The organism is Blastopirellula sediminis, assembly GCF_020966755.1.
GTDB classification, from domain to species: domain Bacteria; phylum Planctomycetota; class Planctomycetia; order Pirellulales; family Pirellulaceae; genus Blastopirellula; species Blastopirellula sediminis.
Map to the genome: position 1 here is coordinate 3015895 of NZ_JAJKFT010000010.1, position 17432 is coordinate 3033326.

A 17432-nucleotide genomic window follows, 5' to 3' on the forward strand; every position below is an offset into this window, starting at 1 on the left:
CCGGGTGCTGGGACTGGGAAACGTCGTATAGGGAGACGGCAATCATGATTCACGTAATCGCGACGATCGAATTGGAACCTGGGCTGCGAAACCAGTTTTTGTCGGCGTTTCACGAGCTTGTTCCGCTGGTGCACGCGGAAAAGGGCTGCATCGAATATGGTCCGACCGTCGACGTCGAAACCGGACTCGGCCCCCAACTGCCGCTCCGCGAAGATGTGGTCACCGTCGTCGAAAAATGGGAGACGATCGAAGACCTCAAAGCCCACCTCGCCGCTCCTCACATGGACGACTATCGCCAAAAAGTGCACGAAATCGTCAAGGGGATGCAAATCCAGGTCCTGAAGCCGGCCTAACGATCTATGCGCGATCTGCAGCGTCACTTCCGTCAGGCGATCAGCGCCGGCCAACAGGTCGTCGTTTGTCGTCTGGTTGAGACGCGCGGCTCGACTCCGCAAAAGCCGGGCGCCGCGATGCTGATCTATCCTGACGGCGCGCAAGCCGGCACGTTGGGGGGCGGCTGCGTCGAAGCGGAAGTCCGTCGCGAGGCGTTGCGCATTTTGTCGCAGGGGACGCCAGAGCTGTTGACGTTCCAGCTTGATTCCGACTACGGTTGGGACGACGGGCTGATCTGCGGCGGGCGTATGAAGGTGTTGCTCGAACCTTTTGGGAACGACCTCGCGACGCGTGATTATTACCAGCGGCTGTTCGTCGTTGCGGAGGAGGGGGGAACGGAGGCGATTCGCATCGATGGCGAGTCGCACGAACTTCGCTTGTTCGACGCCGACGGGCAGCTGATCGCCTCTCTGCGCTGCGATTCCGATTCTGACTTGGCTGAGATTTCCGCCGGTATCGAACCGCTTGCCCAGCGGCCGCGACCGCGCGTTCAGAATGGAATTGCGTATCTTCCTTATGCGGCGCGATGTCGCTTGATCATCGTTGGCGGCGGACATGTCGGCAAAGCGGTTGCGGCCCTTGCGCAAGAGGCCGATTTCGACATTGTCGTTTGTGATGATCGAGAGGAATACGTTACGGAGGAGCGGTTTCTCACGGCGCAGCAGCGGATCGTCGGGAAGCTGGACGTCACGTTGCCGCAGATCGAGATTGGCGTTCGCGACTTTTGTCTGATCGTTACCCGCGGGCACAATCATGACGAAGAAGCCCTCTTTCGCTTGATTGATCGTGGCGCCGCGTACCTCGGCATGATCGGCAGCCGCCGCAAGATTCGTTTGATCTACGACGACTTGCGGGAACAAGGAATCTCAGACGAGTCGCTCGCCGCGGTTTTCGCTCCGGTCGGCGTTGATATCGGTTCGCAAACGGTGCCGGAGATCGCGATCAGCATCGTCGCCCAGTTGATCTCGGTGCGCAACTTGGGAGCGGCGCGGACGCGTGAGCTGGCCGAACTGAAGTTGTCGCATGGATCGGCGTAGTTTTCGCAGCTTTGCGATTATCCCGGCGGCGGGACGAAGCCGGCGGATGGGGAGCGACAAGCTGCTTTTGCCGTACGAAGGACGCCCGATCATTGATCGGGTGATCGACGCGTGGCGCGACGGCGGAGTCGATGAGATCGTCGTCGTGGTGCGAGCCGATCACACGCCGCTGCTGCAGCATCTGCAACAACATGACGTGCGGGTGGCGGCGAGCGAAGTTCCCCTACCGGAAATGATCGACTCGGTCCGCGCAGGTCTGCGGTATATTGCCCAGGAATTCTCCCCACAAGACGGTGATGCCTGGCTGCTGGCGCCGGCCGACTTGCCGACGCTCGACAGCCAGGCGATCGGCAAATTGCTTGACGCCTACGTTCCCGCAACGTGCCCGATCTTGGCGGCGACTTATGAAGATCGCCGGAGTCACCCGGTCCTTTTCCCGTGGCGGATGGTTGCGCAGGTCGAGAAATTGCCGCCGGCAGGGACGATTCGCGATTTGTTCACGGAAAATAGGTGGCGCGCCGTGCCGATGACGCTAGCCCGGCCGCGCGACGTCGACCTGCCGAGCGATTTACCCGGGAGCGAAAGAAAATCGGAAAAATAGGGCAATCACTTTCACCAAAGGTAGTTCGGCTCTAAACTTTAACGAGTTGCCGCGAAGACCTTATCGTCGCGTCCGGCGTCGTCCGGACCTCCGTCGCTCGTCCTGCGAAATCCGATATGCCGATTCCCATCTCGCGTACGTCCAACAAGCTCGCCTCTGACGCTCGCTGGCGCATGTCGTGGTTGACCACGATGGCAATTCTATTGGGGTTGGCGATTGTGGTGAGTCTCCCTGGTTGCAGCGGCTGCCTGCGCGATAAGACGAAAGAAGAGGAAGAGGCGGCCCGCAAGAAGAAGCAGGAAGAAGAGCAGAAGAAGGCCGACTTCGAAACGCCCCAGTTCCGCGCCTTGCCGTACGACGATCGCGGTCCCGGCAACTACATCAAGCCGGGACATTGGGTCAGCGGCAGCATTCGCCTGAAAGCGAATGCGTTCGACTATCGGGGCGAGCTCTACTCGAAAACGACCAACTCGACCGGCGGCTCGATTCCGTTGCCGGGGACCAACTATTTCTTTTCGGCCACGCGACCAATCGCGCTGGCGAAAGGGCAGGAGAGTTGGTCCGACGTTACCTATTACGTGCCGGAAGTGAACCAGGGGAGCGCCGCTTCCAACAGCCGTTGGCTGATGTGCCGTCTGCAGGATCGTGGCGGCGGTTCCGTCGTCCAGTCCGAGGTGCTGGCAACCCAGGCGATGCCGGCCTATCAGTTTTATATGGTGGTGTTGGCGGCCAATTCTGACGATTACCAGTTTCTCGGTTCGCTCGATACGGTCAAACCGTTGTCGGCGTCGTTGGATCAAAACGAAGGGGCGCCGCACTACCGCGTGGTGATTCCGAAGATCATCGACCGGACGCCGTTGCCGGAGAATCCGCTCACGTGGACCAGCATCGCGGTGATCGTCTGGGACGACATCGATCAGCAGGCGCTGACGACGTACCAACAAGAGGCGCTGCTCGACTGGTTGCACTGGGGAGGTCAGTTGATCATCAGCGGACCTGCTTCGCTCGATCGCTTGAAGCTCAGCTTTCTGGCCGACTATCTGCCGGCCCAGTCGGAAGGAGCGGAAGAGCTGGAGCAAGCGCGCTTTGAAGCATGGAACAAAAAGTTCGTGCCCAGCGAGCGAATCAACGACAAGCCGATGCGGTACGAACTGAAACTGACTGGCGCCCCGGCTCGCGGCGTGAAGTTGAAGTTGGCCGACGACGCCTATTACGTCCAAGATACCGGCGACCTGGTCGCCGAACGTCGCATCGGTCGTGGTCGGATCACGGTAACCGCGTTTCAGATGCGCGATCCGCGCATCACGAAACAATGGAAGAACTTTGACAACTTCTTCAACGGGGCGATCTTGCGTCGGCCGGCTCGTCGGTTTGACGTGACCGACATTGAGTTCGTCACGACCCGCTGGAACTCCAGCCGCTCGCGAAACGATCCGTTGGCCGTGTCGCAGCTCCGCTACTTCAGCCGCGACGTCGAACTCGCCTCGAATCGTTATGAACGTCTCGAAGCGGAGTATCTGGGGGAAAACGGCGATCAGAATGAAGAGGGGAACGTCGACGAAAGTCTGGGGATGGTCGCGCCGAGCAAGGCGGAACCGACTCAGTTTACGACGTTGCCTGAGGCCGGATTTGTCGCGAGCGACGCCGGAGTCGCCGCTTGGAATGACGACAGCGGCGCCGCCAGTGCGGCTCGTGAGTGTTTGGTGCAAGCTTCCGGCATCGACATTCCGGATGCGTCGTTCATCTTGCGGGTGACGGCGGTTTACTTGTTGTTCCTGGTGCCGATTAACTGGGCCTTTTTCTGGATGATCGGCCGGGTCGAATGGGCCTGGATCGCGGCGCCGGTTATCGCGATCATCGGCGCGTTTGCCGTGATCAAGCTGGCGCAGCTCGACATCGGTTTCGCGCGAAATCGGACCGAGATCGGCATCCTCGAAATTCAGCCTGACTATCATCGCGCTCACATGGCCCGCTACACGTCGTTGTACACGTCGCTGTCGACGCGGTATCACTCCGAGTTCGACCAAGGCTCGGCGCTTGCGTTGCCGCTCACCTATGGCGAAGGGAAGGGGGTTATTACCCGCTTCGGCGATTTGCCGACGGAGGTCCGTTTTGATCAAGAAGGGTTGTCGGCGTCCCTGACCGGTTTCAACGTGATGTCGAACTCGACTGGACGGATGCATAGCGAATACATGTTGCCGCTGGCGCAAGATCCAGTCTTCTCGTGGAAGCCCGGCGACGACGGCAATTCGGCCGAAGTGGTCTATCGGGGCGAGTTGTCGATCCGCGACGTCGCGGTGATGCGACGCATCGGCAGCGGTCCCAAGGGAGCGCTCGAAGTCGCTTGGATCGGCGACCTTGGTCCGAAGCAGTCGAAGACGATTCGATTTGAGCCGATGACCGATCCCTGGAGCGTTTGCGAAGAGTGGAACCAATCGAAAGTCTTTTCGCCCCATATCGGCAAAGACGCCGAGGTCAGCCTCCGCAAGCTGCTGAACGTGGCGAAGGACGTGCGGCATCTTCGCGCTGGGGACGTTCGCTTGATCGGCTGGACCGACGAGGACGTGCCAGGCGTCACGATCACGCCCGAAGCGCCGCAGAGCGACTTGCGGACGTTGGTTTTGGCCCATCTGCAATACGCTCCGCTCCCCGATCCGGAAAGCGACGTCAACACGCGCCGCATTCTGGGGGAAGAGCCGGAGAAGGTGCTGCAAGAGAGCGCCGACAGCATCGAATTGTTACCTGAAAACGGACCCAACTAGATCGACACCCTATGATCGAGCTGAAAGACTTCGGCAAAGACTACGGTACGTTTACCGCCGTCGAGTGCCTGAATCTGAAAATCGAAGCTGGCGAAATGTTCGGCTTTATCGGCCCCAATGGCGCCGGGAAAAGCACCAGCATTCGTTACCTGGCGACGCTGCTCAAAGCGACGCGCGGCGGCGGTACGGTCAACGGCTATTCGGTCGCCAAAGAGCCGATGAACGTCCGGCACAGCGTCGGCTACATGCCGGACAACTTCGGCGTCTACGACGGGATGAAGGTCTGGGAGTTCCTCGACTTCTTCGCGGTCGCCTACGGCATTCCCCGCACGCGCCGCAAAGCGGTCATCACCGACGTGCTGGAACTGCTCGACCTGACCTACAAACGCAACGACTTCGTCAACGGTCTGTCGCGCGGGATGAAGCAGCGGCTCTGCCTGGCGAAGACGCTGGTGCATGATCCCCCGGTTCTGATTCTCGATGAACCGGCGAGCGGTCTCGATCCTCGCGCTCGCTTGGAAGTGAAGGCGCTCTTAAAAGAACTGCGGAAGATGGGAAAGACGATTCTCATCTCCAGCCATATTCTGGTCGAACTGGCCGACTGCTGCACCTCGGTCGGCATCATCGAACGTGGTCAATTGCTGATGCACGGCCCGATCGAAGACGTTTATCGCCGCATTCGCAAGAACCGAATTCTGCAGATCAAGGTGATCGACAACTTCGACGCCGCCCTGTCGATCGTGCGGAGCGAACCCTCTTGCGTCGACGTCGATATCGAAGCCGATCGCAACATGATCACCTGCGAACTGCAAACCGACGACAACGGCGTCGCCGGCTTGCTGAACAAACTGCTCGCCAACCAGGTCAAAGTCCGCAGCTACGCGGAGAAAGACCCTACGTTGGAAGACGTCTTTATGATGGTGACCAAAGGTTTGGTGACGTAGTCTGACACTAGCCCGCAGCGCCAGCGAGGGAATGCGGCATCCATTCGTGACGAATTTCGGAGCACGAATTAAGATTTCGTCATTCGAGCTTCGACATTCGTCATTTACTTGCGACCGCATTCCCTCGCTGGCGCTGCGGGCTAGTGTTGGGAAGGATTCTTCGTTCTTAGCCGAACAACATCAGTCCCGTGCCGCTATCGTCGCGGCGTTCCCATTCGCGGCGGACTTCTCCCAGGCCGTAGGCGCACAGTTCAAACCGGTCGCTCAGTTCGTCCAGCAGTTCGGCGCCGGGCTTGTCGTAGCCCGACTGGATCTCGCTGGCGGCGTGATAGGCCCGTTTTCCTTCGGCCCAGTAGTTGACCAGGTGGTCCATCCGATCTTCGCGGCGCATTCGCTTTAGCGCTTCGGGATAGACGCCGGACCAGAAGAGGATGAAATCGCCGATGTGCTGATGGACGTCGCGCTTGGCGTCTCCCAGCCGAGCTTCGGCTTCCATCATCATCTGGGCGACCTCGGTCAGCGGTTTGCCGGTCAGGCCGCGAATCCGAAAGACGACTTCGTTATTGACGAAGCGAGTGAGAAGCTCGGTCAAATAGTCGATCAGTCTCGGGTTAGGAACCCCGAGCTTGGTATAGAACGTGTGCTCAGTCACTCCTGCAAAGAACTGACGTACGCTGATGCTGCGCTCGTTGTCGCTCATGGCTCTCGGCCTCCTAGTCGCTGTCGTTTTCGTTTGCCGCAGACAACCAATCGTGGCGCACGTAAACCGCAGAACGTCTGGGAAATGCCAGTACCTCAAGTATAGTTTCGAGTTTTTTTCTGGGTCAAGTTCAACGAAAAAATCCAATTTGCGGCAGGGTGTGACGCCAAATGCAGGCGGCGCCGTCACTCGATCAGCTGGAGATGGACTACGACTAGCGGGGGAGGGTAGGATAATGCCCACGATGACGCTGTGAAAACCTGACGATCACTTGCGAACGGACGTAACCCGATGTCTGACGCCGAAGAAGAATTGGTAGTCGCCGAGATGGCCCCGGCGGCGAGCCGAAAGCCGAGCCTGTTGACCGCCCTCTCGATCGGCGGCATCCTCATCGCCCTGATGAAGCTGAGCTCGCTCGCCGCATCGCTCCCTTGGCTGTTTAAGTCGGCGCCCGCCTCCGGCGCCGCTGGTCCTGGCGTGCCGGAGCAAATGGTCGAGTACCAGCGATTGATTGCCGAGATGCAAGCGCAATACGCTCCCTACCAAATGGTGATCGTGCCGATCTCGTTGATCGCGTCCGGCTTCCTCTTTTGGGCGTCGCTAAAGGCGCTGAAGCTCGCGCCGCGGGGGGACGTGTGGATTCGCCGCTCGGTACTGACGGCCGCGGCGACCGATGTGCTCGGAACCGTCATGGCCGTCCTGATTCAGATTGGGACGTACCACGTGCTGCAAACGGTCATGGAAGGTTTTGACGGGGACCCTGAAAACGTCACGGCGACGTACCTGAGAATTGCGATGCAAGTCGGCTTTTACATCGGCGTGGGAGCCGGCATCGGTTTCGTCGTGCTGCAATTCGGCTACTACTACTTCGCGTTTCGGTATTTCTCGAAGCCGGAAACGCGGGCGTTGTACGAGACGAACGTCAAATCTCCATTGTGAAAGCGATTCCAAGTATGAGTGAAGCGACGCATGTGATAGTTACCAGCCGACGCCGAGACGTTGCGCCGCCGAAAGCTCGCCAGTTGGCGATGATCGGCACGTTGCTGGCGGTCGCCGAAATTGTTCTCCTTGGCTTGGCGTTTGCCGTTCCTTCTGGCGATTGGCTGCACGATAACAAATATGACGTCAAAATACCGGACGCCCGGCTCACCCGCGAGGCGATCGCCAAGACGTTGTCCGCGTATCGAATGCAGATTAACGCCCACACCTGCGCTACCGTAATTCTGGCGATTGGGCTGTTTTTTGCCTGCTCCAGCGTTCGCCTAGGATCGCCTAGCGCTCCCCGGCAAATGGTATTGTTCTCTCTATTGATGCTGCTTTTGGGGATTGTCGGCGCTTCGTTTTCGACGTTCGCAACCGTGCAGTTGCAAGCCGCCCTGTATGAAACCTGGACTAGCGCCACGTCGACGGCGAATCGTCAATTCCAACAAGCAGTTATTGGCTATACATGGGGAGTGTTAGCGATCTTAATAGCGATCTACCTCGCAGAAGGCGCCTTTTACATTACTGCGGTTCGCTACTTCTCGCGTCCCGAGGTTCGCGCCAGCTTTGCATTAGAAGCCGACGCGAGCGAAGTTGACGAAGACGAAAACGAAGAAGACTAATCGAAAGGAGACCGCGTGTCGAACGTCGATCAAGCTCAAGACGTTGCTGCGGCGACTACGCCGCCAATGCCCAGCAGGGCGGTTTATTTGGCGCTTGGCCTCGTTGTTGTGGCGACGCTGACGGCGTCGTCGCACCTAAGGGCGATTCCGAAGCTGATTCAAACGTGCTGGCAGTTTCGCGTTTTTGGGCCGGGGATGCCGAATGAATTCTATAAGGCGGTACAGCCGTTTCATGACCTGCAACTTGTTTTCATTGGGTCGCAAGCGATCCGGATCCCGCTCGGCGTCATCGTCGCCGTAATTCTGATTTGGGGCGCGGCGAACCTTTTGCGATTGCGCCCACAGGGGGATCGTTTTCTTCGCTACGCTTTGGCGATCGCGGCAGCTTGGGCGGCCATCGCGACAGGGTTCGACATCTATTTTCAGTTTGCCGTCAGCCGATTACCCCTCTCGATGATGGAGAACGTACCGATTTCCCAGTCGTCCGGAGCGTCAGACTTTGAGATGGATCTCGTATTCTGGAATCTGTTTTTCGTTGGTCTGGCGTACAGTCTCGGTATCTTGCTGCTCCAATTCGGTTACTATGTCTATACTTACCGTTATTTCTCCAAGCCCGAGATTCGTGCGCTGTACTAGGCGCCGGCCCCTGCGAAGCCCCCACTGATGTCTGAGAAAAACCCCAAAGTCGCCGTCTACACCGGTTCGTTCGATCCGGTGACGCTTGGCCATTTGAATTTGATCGAGCGGAGCAGCCGCCTGGTCGATCGTTTGATCATCGGCATCGGCACCAACGATCAGAAGGTGGGACTCTTTACGCCTGACGAACGGGTTGAGCTCGTCCGCCGCGTCACCAAGCATGTGCCGAACGTCGAAGTGCTGCACTTTTCCGGTCTGGCGGTCGACTTCGTTCGCTCGGTCGGCGCCCGGGCGATGATCCGCGGCATTCGTCCTTTGACCGACATCGCCGGCGAATTCACGATGATGATGGCCAACCGCAAGCTCGATCCCGGCATCGAGACCGTCTTCCTGATGGCGGACGAAGAGTACGGCCACGTCTCCAGCTCGCTGCTGAAGCAGATCACGCCGCTGGCGGGCGACGAGCAGCTCGCGAAGTTCGTCCCGGCCGAGATCATTCCGGACGTTCGCAGCAAAATCCCGTCGGCCTAGTTGTTCATCGGCGGCATGTCGAGACGATCGGCCGTATCAATTCCGTTGCGGATATGTTCCAGCACGTACGGAATGAAGATGACGCCGGAGTAATGGTTGGCGGTCATGCGGACATGATGCTCCGGCTGTAGACGGGCCGCTGCGGCCAAGGCGACTCCATTTTTCAGCGGAACGACGTTGTCATACGTGCCGTTGTAAAGCCAGGTCCGCTCTGGGTTCAAACGATGGGCGATGCGGAGCGGTTCGATCTCGCCAACCAGTTGGGCAAGCTGCTCGCCGCGGATCCCGGCCGCTTCTAATCTCTCGCGAACTTTGGCCGCTTCTCGTTCGCCATTGTGGATGATGTCGTTTAGATCGCCGCCGGAGAGGAGGAGGAAGACGCTGTCGAAACCGGCGTCGAGAGCCGCCGCATCGCTGGCGACGAATCCGCCCAGGCTTGTTCCTTGGACGGCGATATGCTCGGCGTCGACCAGCGGCAGCGCCGCAACGGCGTCGCGAGCCCGGCGAACGTCGGCGACCGCTTGCTTCATCCGGATCAGAAACCCGGTCCCGTCATCTTTCACGCCGTTCTGTTTGCGCAGGCCATAGCCGGGGAGCTGGATCATGAAGGTGTGGAGCCCCTGATTGCGGAGCCCCTTGGCCATCAACTGCCCGACGGTCATCCCGCTCCCTGACTCGTGGACGACGATGACGGCCGGCGCTTTGATCGCACGACCATCTTCGCCCCGAGCGGCGTACCACTGCATCGCGACGCGATCGTTGACTTCGCTGCCGGTCTCGCGGGGAGAAGGAAACCGGACGAGGGCGTCTCCCTTGCCCGGCTGAGCCGCTTCGACGTCGACGGCGAATTTGACCCGCGGCCAGCAAAGACCTTCGAGACAAGCCCGCGCGTCGGCGTTTTCTTCGTTAATGTCGGCCAGCGTATCGGTCGCCGGAAACGACTGACCGATGGCGACCGACAGGTCGACGGCATAGGCGTCGGCCGAAACGATCGCCAGCGTGAGGAGGACAATTCCTACCGCGATTGTGCGAATCGGCATGACGAACTCTTGTGGCTGTAGGTTTAGCGAATCGGCGCCATGGGAGCCCGGCGACCAGGCATCCAAAGGCAAAGGCCGATGCCGCCAAAGTACAGGAACGACAAGGGAATCGCCAGCAAAAGCATGCTGAGCGGATCGGCCGGGGTCAACAACGCCGAGAGGACGCAGATCACCAAAATGGCGATGCGCCAATGCTCGGTATAAGACTTTACCTCGACAAGTCCGACTCGGTTTAGCAAAAGCATGACCAGCGGCAATTGGAAGCTAATCCCGAACCCGAGGGGGAGGAGCAACGCGAAGCTCATCCACTCGCTAATCCGCGGATCAGGGTCGATCCCCAGCGACAGGTTAAAGCTGAACAAAAATTCGAGCACCGGGGCGAAGACGTAGAAATAGGCGAGCGCGGCGCCGCCGAAAAAGAGCCCCAGGCTAAATGGCAGGTAGATCCAGACATATTTCTTTTCGTGCGGATAAAGGCCTGCCGCGACGAAGCTCCAGATATGCCAGAAGATGCCGGGGCTGGCGATGATCGCCCCGCAGACCAGGCCCGCTTTGAGCCAGATCATGAAAACTTCCTCGACTTTCAGCGCGGTCAGCGACGTTTCGGTCGGCTTCCAGGTGATCATCGGAACCGGTTTCATCTTCGGGACGATCGCCATCTCTTGGATCGTTTCCGTCACCTCCGGACTTTCCTCGGTCGTTTCGGTCGACTCGGAACCGGGATCTTTTTTCGGTTCTTCTTGGGGCTCTTCGTCGGTCGGAGTCTGCTCCGGCTCAGCGCTCGTTCCCCAGGGGACTCCCTTCAGCTCTGAAACGCGCTTCAGCTCGGTCGGTTCGATGTAGATGATTTCGGGGGACCAGGTATTTTCCTGGGCGATCTCTTTCAGTCTCGCTTCGTCTTCGGGAGAAATGACGTCGCTGCCGGTCTCCTTGCGCAGCTGGTTTTGCAGCCGCATCAGGGTCCGCTTTTGGTTGTATTGGACGAGCGCCTCTTTGACCGGCTTTTGGATCGCGTCCATCGCCCGATCGGCGACCAACAGGCCGATCGCGAGACCGACGGCCAGCCAGAGAATCGATTTGAACAATGCGGAACGGAGCTCTTCGAGGTGTTCCCCGAAGGTCATCGCCGACCCTTCGAACAGGTCATCATTGATCTTCTTCGCCATGGGTATTCTCCGGATACGAGATCCGTCATCGATTGCGCAAGGGGATCGTCAACAGAAGATCAACAACGATAGGACGTTATCGACCCAAGGTGCGATTCGGCGCCGTAAGATACCGCCGGATCGAATTCCGACGGCTTCAGGCCCTGACGGTTCAGGGGCGGGCGAGGAAGAACCACGGGTTTTATGCTACCATCGACCTGCGAAAATGACAACCAAGCGGCGCTGCGGCCCCAAAACCCTTCTGCTACAACCGCTACAAACGTCACCCCTACGGATGGATACGATGACGCTCGATTACCCGCTCCGGTTTGTACCGAAGTTCCGCCAGTACATCTGGGGAGGTCGGCGACTCGGAACGGAATTGGGCAAACCGATCGGCGAGGAAGGGGTTTTCGCCGAGAGTTGGGAGGTGGTCGACCATGGCGAAGACCAAAGCGTCGTCTCTCACGGGCCGCTGCAAGGAAAAACTTTGGGAGAGTTGGTCGCTTTATTTGGCGAGCAACTCTTCGGGCGGCGCCCAGTCCCGCCGCAGTTCCCGCTCCTCTTCAAATTCCTAGACGCCAACACCGACCTCTCGATCCAGGTCCACCCTGACGATCAGCAAGGGGCGCTGCTTGATCCTCCCGATCTTGGCAAGACCGAGGCCTGGGTCATCATGGACGCCGAGCCGGGCGCTCGGATGTTCGTTGGACTGAAAGAAGGCGTTGATCGGACGGCGCTGGCGAAAGCGACCGCCGAGAACCGCGTCATCGAACTGATGCACATCATCGAGCCGCAGCCCGGCGACTGCGTCTACATTCCGGCCCGGACGGTGCACGCCCTCGGCAAAGGCTTGCTGGTCGCCGAGATCCAGCAGTCGAGCAACACGACCTATCGGCTGTTCGACTGGAACCGCCGCGACGCCGCCGGCAATTCACGTCCGCTGCACATTGAACAATCGCTGGAAACGATCGACTTCGCCAAAGGCCCGGTCGCGCTGCAAACGCCGCAAGTCGTCGAACCGGGCGTCGAACGCCTGGTCGAGTGCGACAAGTTCGTGCTCGATCGACTCTTGATCGCCGAGCCCCACTCGGTCGGCGGCGACGAGCGGTTTCATATCCTTTCCGTTCTGTCCGGATCGGTCGCCGTCCAGCATCCGACGCATCCGCTGCAGCTGCGAAAGGGAGAGACGATTCTACTTCCGGCTGCGAGTGCGGCGGTAACGCTGGTACCTGATGGTCAGACGACCCTGTTGGATATGTACCTGCCGTAATTGAATCTGGGTGGCACTGCTGGCTTGTCCAGCAGTGTTCGGCCTCTAGGTTGATCACTTGCGGAACCGCTGATCCTATCGTGGCGTGATTCGTTCTCGGTATCTGGATTGAAATCGTTCGGCAGTTCCGCACTGCTGGACAAGCCAGCAGTGCCACCCGGCCGGATGAGCATGTCTTTGCCCTGTGGAGACTCATTGAAGACATGCTCTTCCCACGAAGACGTAGTAAGAGCATGGCGCCAAAGAAACGGCGCCCCTGTCGCCCGCTTTTGCTAGCACAGATTCCTCTTCCGCTGCTTACGGGAAGCTTCTACACTCCTCGCTGCAATTTCGCTTCGAGGAGCCCCAGGGCATGCTGACGTCACGACCCAAATCGATCGCCGCTTTGATCATCTTGGCGGTTTCGCAGTGCGCCGGCTGTTGGCATTTGAAGCACACGCCGCTGTTTGATCCCGGCACCATGCAGCAACAGCAGCAGCGAGCCATGGCCTACGACCCCTACACCAACAACGACCTCGGTCCTGAGGTCCTGGGTGGTCGCCCGCGCGACTTTGATCGCCCGCCGGCCGAAGCGGTCCAGAATGACCCGGCCAACTTCGGCGCCAACGCGGCGTTTCTTCCTTAGCGGGCGGTTTGGGGCGGGAACCGCTGGTCTGGCCCAGAAAAATCTTGGATTCGCGGATCACCGCGGCGCCTGTGCGTATGGGTCGGCAGCGGATAAACTGGGGGTTTTCCCCCTGTCGCTGCTAGACCGCCATGACCGATATCCCCGCGAAACCTGATAATCCGGCCCCGCTCCGGCTCCAGCGCCTGCACAAAGTCTTGGCGTTCGCCGGCATCGACAGCCGTCGAAAGTGCGAAGAGCTGATCCAGGAAGGGCGGGTCGAAGTCGACGGCAAGTTTGTGACCGAGCTCGGCATGAAGGTCGATCCCGAGCACCAGGAGATCCTGGTCGACGGGCAGCGGCTGAAGTTCGGCAAACGTATCTATTACATGCTGAACAAGCCGCCGGGGGTGCTGAGCACCAATTTCGACCCGGAAGGGCGAACCCGCGTGATCGACATGGTCCCGCAAGACGTCCGTCTGTTCACGATCGGGCGGCTCGACCGTGCCAGCGAAGGGCTGATCGTCGTCACCAATGACGGCGAACTGGCGAACCGCCTGGCTCACCCGCGCTACGAAATCGAAAAGACCTACCGCGTTGAAGTGGCGGGCCATCCCGAGCAAGACGCCTTGTCGCAGGTCCGTCGCGGCATTCACTTCGCCGAAGGTTTCGTCAAACCGGTCAGCGTCAGCCTCAAGCGCAAGAACAAACAAAGCACCTCGCTCGAGATCATCCTCGACGAAGGGAAGAACCGCGAAATCCGCCGCTTGATGGCGAAGATCGGCCACAAGGTTTTGCGACTGAAGCGCATCGCGATGGGCCCGCTCCGGTTGGGCGAAATGCCCGAAGGCGCCTTCCGCGAACTAAAGAGCGCTGAGGTGAAGGCGCTTCGCGACGCCGCGTTCGGCGGCCCCGGCAGCAAGCCGAAGAAGTCGCCTGCCCCGCGACCTGCTCGTGGCGGAGAACGAACGCAAAGCGGTCCGACCGGAAAGCCGCCGCGCAAATCGTCGGGGCCTGCGTCGAAAGAGCGTTCGTCGCGCCCCAAGCACTCGGAGGAGCGTTCGTCGCGCCCCAAGCACTCGGAGGAACGTTCGTCGCGCCCCAAGCAAACGGACGAACGACCGCGCAAGTACGGCAAGACGATCGGCGGCGACAGCCGCAGCGGTTCGTACGGCAAGTCGTCGGCGCCTCCGGAGAAGCGACGTTCGTTTGACAAGTCAGGCGGTCGTCCGGCGAAGAGCCGTGGTTTCTCCGAATCGTTCGGCTCGCATGATGACGACGACGATGACGAAGGCCGGCCGATCTCGGAAATGGGCTGGTTCTCGGAAGGTCGAGGTCCCGCGAAGAAGAAGGCGGCGCCCAAACGGGCCGGCGCTCCTCCCAAAAAGAAGTTCGCCAAAACGGGAACCGGCTTTAAGGGCGGTCCGAAAAAAGGCGGGCCGAAAAAGGGTGGTCCCAAGAAAGGGGCGCCCAAAAAGAAGAAGATGACGTACGGTCAGAGCTCGGCCGACGAGACGGCGAAGGGTGGTCGTAAGACGAAACGGGGGAGCGTTCGCACCAAGTACGTCAAAAACCCGGACGCGAAGAAACAGACATTCAATAAGAAGAAGACGAAGCGCCGCAAGTGAACGACAACTGCAACCCGCTCCACGCTCCGTACTATGCCGACCAAGCCGTCCAACTGACGGCCGAAGTGGTCGAGAACGTCCAATTGGCTCGCGATACTTTTCGCGTCCGGTTCGCCTGTCCTGATCTGGCGGCGCGGATCACGCCGGGACAGTTCGTCATGCTTCGTCTGGCCGACATGCAAGATCCGCTCTTGGGTCGACCGCTGGCGATGTACGACGTCTATCGAGACGGCAGCGGCGCGGCGATCGGCATCGACGTCGTTTACCTGGTCCACGGCAAGATGACCAGCAAGCTCGCCTCGTTCAAGCCGGGACAGCGGCTGGAAGCTTGGGGTCCGCTCGGCAATGGTTTCCCAGGTGAGCAGGTCGATCACTTGATCATGGTCGCCGGCGGCATCGGTCAAACCCCGTTCGTCGCGCTCGGCAAAGAATATCTCGGACGTCAGGCGTACGGCAATCCGGCGCGACAAGGCGCCGCGGCCGGCAAAGTGACGATGTGCTACGGCGCTCGTTCGGTTGAATATCTGGCCGGCGTCGAAGACTTCCGCGCTTGCGGCATCGACGTCAAAATCAGCACCGACGACGGTTCGGCCGGGCATCATGGCCTGGTGACCGACTTGCTGAATGAAACGCTCGACCAGTCGACCGCCGGCGTGCAGATCGCGTGCTGCGGACCAGAGCGCATGATGGAATCGGTCAGCAAGATCGCCGCCGAGCGGAACGTGCCGTGCTGGGTTTCGCTCGAGACGCCGATGGCTTGCGGCATCGGCATCTGTTTCACCTGCGTCGCCAAGGTTCGCCAGGACGACGGCAGTTGGGACTACAAACGGACCTGCGTCGAAGGTCCGATTTTCTCATCCGAAAAGATCGAGTGGTAACGACCGCGCGTTATTTCGCTTTGGTCGTTAACGCAAAGTCGATCTGATTCTTCTGATTCGCGGCGACGTTGGCGGATAACTTGCCCGCTCTCCCATACTGCCGCGGAACCATCACAGCCGGCCGGGCCTGACCGGGCGGCGGCTCGTTGGCGATGGTGACGGTATGCTCGCCGATCAGCGCTCCTTGGATGTCGGTGGTGTAGACCAGGTGATAGTAACCAGCGTCGTCGGTGCGGCCGAATGACGACTTGCCTGCGTGAGCCGGGGCGAAGGTGATCGTCGCCGAGTCGGCCGGTTTGCCGTCGACGGTGACGATGCCGGTCACTTCGGCGATGTTGCTAGGACCAGCCGGTTGGCAGCCGATCAGCGGAAACGCAGCGAGCAGTAGCGCGATGATTTGACGTTTCATCGATTGGGTCTCCTGAAAGATCGCCGTGGGCGATGTGCGTGTTTCGAGGAGGCGCACGGCGCGATCTTCGCAGCAGGGCGCCTGAGACTTTTCACGGGCGAACTTAGAATTGACCGACGACGAATCCGTCTTGTCGATTCGCCAGGTTCTCTAGCACGTTGTTGTCGACGTATTCGTCCGGCTTGTGGTCGACCGTCTCGGAGATGAAGTGAACCGAGCCGTCGCAAAAGACGAACTGCACGCCGCCGGGGTGATGGCTGTTAAAGCCCCCTTTGCACCAGAGCGAGTAGACGGCGTTGTTCAGCGGATAGCCGACGCTGCCCAAGGCCTGCGTCGACCACCATGGAAACGCGCCGTCGTTGGGAAAGCCGTATGGATTGACCCCGGCACATTTGCAAAGCCCTCCGGCGACTGAATCGTCATCATCCGGCGCGTCGATGCCGGCCGGTTCGCGAATCGCGGTCGCACGTTCGCCGGCGAGAAACGTGTTGGTCGTGCCATCAAGCACGTCACGCAAGCGAATCACTTCGTCCATCCCAAAGACGCCGTTGAACTGCGGCGTTAGGCCCGGCCAGTTGATCGGCGGCGCCCACCAGGCTCCATGCATCTTGATCGACGAAGCGCAGCCGGCGTAGTTCGCCTTTGCAGGGTTGGTCGAGTCGTTCGGCGACGTTGCGCCGCTGGTGGTGAAGAGGAGACCGTTGCCTCCTTGCGAGACGATCGGGTCGATGTAGGGCCCGCCGATGTCGGAAGGACAAACGAGCGTCGGAATCGGCGTTCGCATGATGTCGATCAGAAATCGCCCGCTGGGGCCGTTGATCGAACTGCCGACGGTAGCCGCTTCGTCGAGACGATTTTTCCCCGGCGCGATCGCGTCGTAAGCGGCTGATTGTTCGAGAAACGGAAAGAGGTGGAGCGTCCAGGACGACGCATTCAAGTCGCCGTTTCCGCCGGGGTTTTGATAGCCGAGTCCGCCCGGCGGAAAGCTGCCGAACGCGTCATGATAGTTGTGCGTGGCGATTCCAATTTGCTTCAGATTGTTGGTGCAGGTCATTCGTCGGGCCGCTTCTCGCGCTTGCTGCACCGCAGGCAACAGCAAGGCGATCAAGACGCCGATAATGGCGATCACCACCAGCAATTCGACCAAGGTAAAACCGCGCGATCCAGATCGAACATGCATGAAAGTACTCCAAGGAAAAAAAGATGAAAGCGATGGAGTGTCGTGTCATTGTATCCAATGTATCGTT

At 59.7% G+C, this 17432-nt stretch carries 18 protein-coding genes; 13 read left to right on the forward strand and 5 right to left on the reverse strand.

Translation table 11 applies throughout. The features are described from left to right. Window positions 1-44 precede the first annotated feature (44 nt). From LOC68_RS23940 to LOC68_RS23960, 5 genes are all read left to right on the forward strand, one after another. On the forward strand, window positions 45-353 hold the full coding sequence (locus tag LOC68_RS23940) for a putative quinol monooxygenase (protein WP_230223443.1): 309 nt from the start codon (window positions 45-47) through the stop codon (window positions 351-353). Window positions 354-359: 6 nt separating this feature from the next. Next, window positions 360-1430: an XdhC family protein gene (locus LOC68_RS23945; protein WP_230223445.1), complete on the forward strand. Its 1071-nt coding sequence runs from the start codon at window positions 360-362 to the stop codon at window positions 1428-1430. Then, on the forward strand, window positions 1417-2031 hold the full coding sequence (locus tag LOC68_RS23950) for a nucleotidyltransferase family protein (RefSeq protein ID WP_230223447.1): 615 nt from the start codon (window positions 1417-1419) through the stop codon (window positions 2029-2031). Before LOC68_RS23945 ends, LOC68_RS23950 begins: the two co-directional genes overlap by 14 nt. Before the next feature lie 116 nt (window positions 2032-2147). Next, window positions 2148-4793, forward strand: a complete 2646-nt coding sequence (locus tag LOC68_RS23955; RefSeq protein ID WP_230223449.1) for a hypothetical protein — start codon at window positions 2148-2150, stop codon at window positions 4791-4793. A gap of 11 nt (window positions 4794-4804) precedes the next feature. Further along, the gene (locus tag LOC68_RS23960; RefSeq protein WP_230223451.1) at window positions 4805-5737 is read left to right on the forward strand and encodes an ABC transporter ATP-binding protein; all 933 of its coding nucleotides are present in this window, start codon (window positions 4805-4807) and stop codon (window positions 5735-5737) included. Between the two features lie 166 nt (window positions 5738-5903). On the opposite strand, the gene LOC68_RS23965 is transcribed toward LOC68_RS23960, so the two are convergent. Next, window positions 5904-6437, reverse strand: coding sequence for a hypothetical protein (locus LOC68_RS23965; RefSeq protein WP_230223454.1), 534 nt, complete (start codon window positions 6435-6437; stop codon window positions 5904-5906). A 291-nt stretch (window positions 6438-6728) separates the two neighbouring features. On the opposite strand from LOC68_RS23965, the gene LOC68_RS23970 reads away from it, so the two are divergent. The 4 genes from LOC68_RS23970 to coaD are packed head-to-tail and all read left to right on the forward strand — an operon-like array spanning window position 6729 to window position 9208. Continuing rightward, on the forward strand, window positions 6729-7376 hold the full coding sequence (locus LOC68_RS23970) for a hypothetical protein (protein ID WP_230223456.1): 648 nt from the start codon (window positions 6729-6731) through the stop codon (window positions 7374-7376). 14 nt (window positions 7377-7390) lie between these two features. Next, on the forward strand, window positions 7391-8041 hold the full coding sequence (locus LOC68_RS23975; protein ID WP_230223457.1) for a hypothetical protein: 651 nt from the start codon (window positions 7391-7393) through the stop codon (window positions 8039-8041). 15 nt (window positions 8042-8056) lie between these two features. Next, the gene (locus LOC68_RS23980; protein ID WP_230223459.1) at window positions 8057-8677 is read left to right on the forward strand and encodes a hypothetical protein; all 621 of its coding nucleotides are present in this window, start codon (window positions 8057-8059) and stop codon (window positions 8675-8677) included. Window positions 8678-8704: 27 nt separating this feature from the next. Further along, the gene (gene coaD, locus LOC68_RS23985) at window positions 8705-9208 is read left to right on the forward strand and encodes a pantetheine-phosphate adenylyltransferase (protein ID WP_230223478.1); all 504 of its coding nucleotides are present in this window, start codon (window positions 8705-8707) and stop codon (window positions 9206-9208) included. Here the strand turns inward: coaD and LOC68_RS23990 are convergent. Further along, complete coding sequence (locus tag LOC68_RS23990) at window positions 9205-10248, reverse strand: alpha/beta hydrolase family protein (RefSeq protein ID WP_230223480.1); 1044 nt, start codon at window positions 10246-10248, stop codon at window positions 9205-9207. The genes coaD and LOC68_RS23990 overlap by 4 nt on opposite strands. A gap of 23 nt (window positions 10249-10271) precedes the next feature. Next, entirely contained in the window at window positions 10272-11414 is a 1143-nt protein-coding gene (gene tatC, locus LOC68_RS23995; RefSeq protein WP_230223482.1) for a twin-arginine translocase subunit TatC, read from the reverse strand. A 283-nt stretch (window positions 11415-11697) separates the two neighbouring features. Here tatC and LOC68_RS24000 point away from each other — a divergent pair, with 283 nt between their 5' ends. The 4 genes from LOC68_RS24000 to LOC68_RS24015 all read left to right on the forward strand — a co-directional run bounded on the left by LOC68_RS24000 (window position 11698) and on the right by LOC68_RS24015 (window position 15776). Further along, window positions 11698-12666, forward strand: coding sequence for a type I phosphomannose isomerase catalytic subunit (locus tag LOC68_RS24000; protein ID WP_230223490.1), 969 nt, complete (start codon window positions 11698-11700; stop codon window positions 12664-12666). A gap of 352 nt (window positions 12667-13018) precedes the next feature. Further along, the gene (locus LOC68_RS24005; protein WP_230223492.1) at window positions 13019-13291 is read left to right on the forward strand and encodes a hypothetical protein; all 273 of its coding nucleotides are present in this window, start codon (window positions 13019-13021) and stop codon (window positions 13289-13291) included. 131 nt (window positions 13292-13422) lie between these two features. Continuing rightward, complete coding sequence (locus LOC68_RS24010) at window positions 13423-14898, forward strand: pseudouridine synthase (protein ID WP_230223494.1); 1476 nt, start codon at window positions 13423-13425, stop codon at window positions 14896-14898. Then, on the forward strand, window positions 14895-15776 hold the full coding sequence (locus LOC68_RS24015; protein ID WP_230223496.1) for a dihydroorotate dehydrogenase electron transfer subunit: 882 nt from the start codon (window positions 14895-14897) through the stop codon (window positions 15774-15776). Before LOC68_RS24010 ends, LOC68_RS24015 begins: the two co-directional genes overlap by 4 nt. Window positions 15777-15786: 10 nt before the next feature. On the opposite strand, the gene LOC68_RS24020 is transcribed toward LOC68_RS24015, so the two are convergent. Together LOC68_RS24020 and LOC68_RS24025 are read right to left on the reverse strand one after the other, a co-directional pair. After that, window positions 15787-16185, reverse strand: coding sequence for a hypothetical protein (locus tag LOC68_RS24020; RefSeq protein ID WP_230223498.1), 399 nt, complete (start codon window positions 16183-16185; stop codon window positions 15787-15789). Window positions 16186-16288: 103 nt separating this feature from the next. After that, the gene (locus tag LOC68_RS24025; protein WP_230223499.1) at window positions 16289-17365 is read right to left on the reverse strand and encodes a DUF1559 domain-containing protein; all 1077 of its coding nucleotides are present in this window, start codon (window positions 17363-17365) and stop codon (window positions 16289-16291) included. Between the last annotated feature and the right edge of the window lie 67 nt (window positions 17366-17432).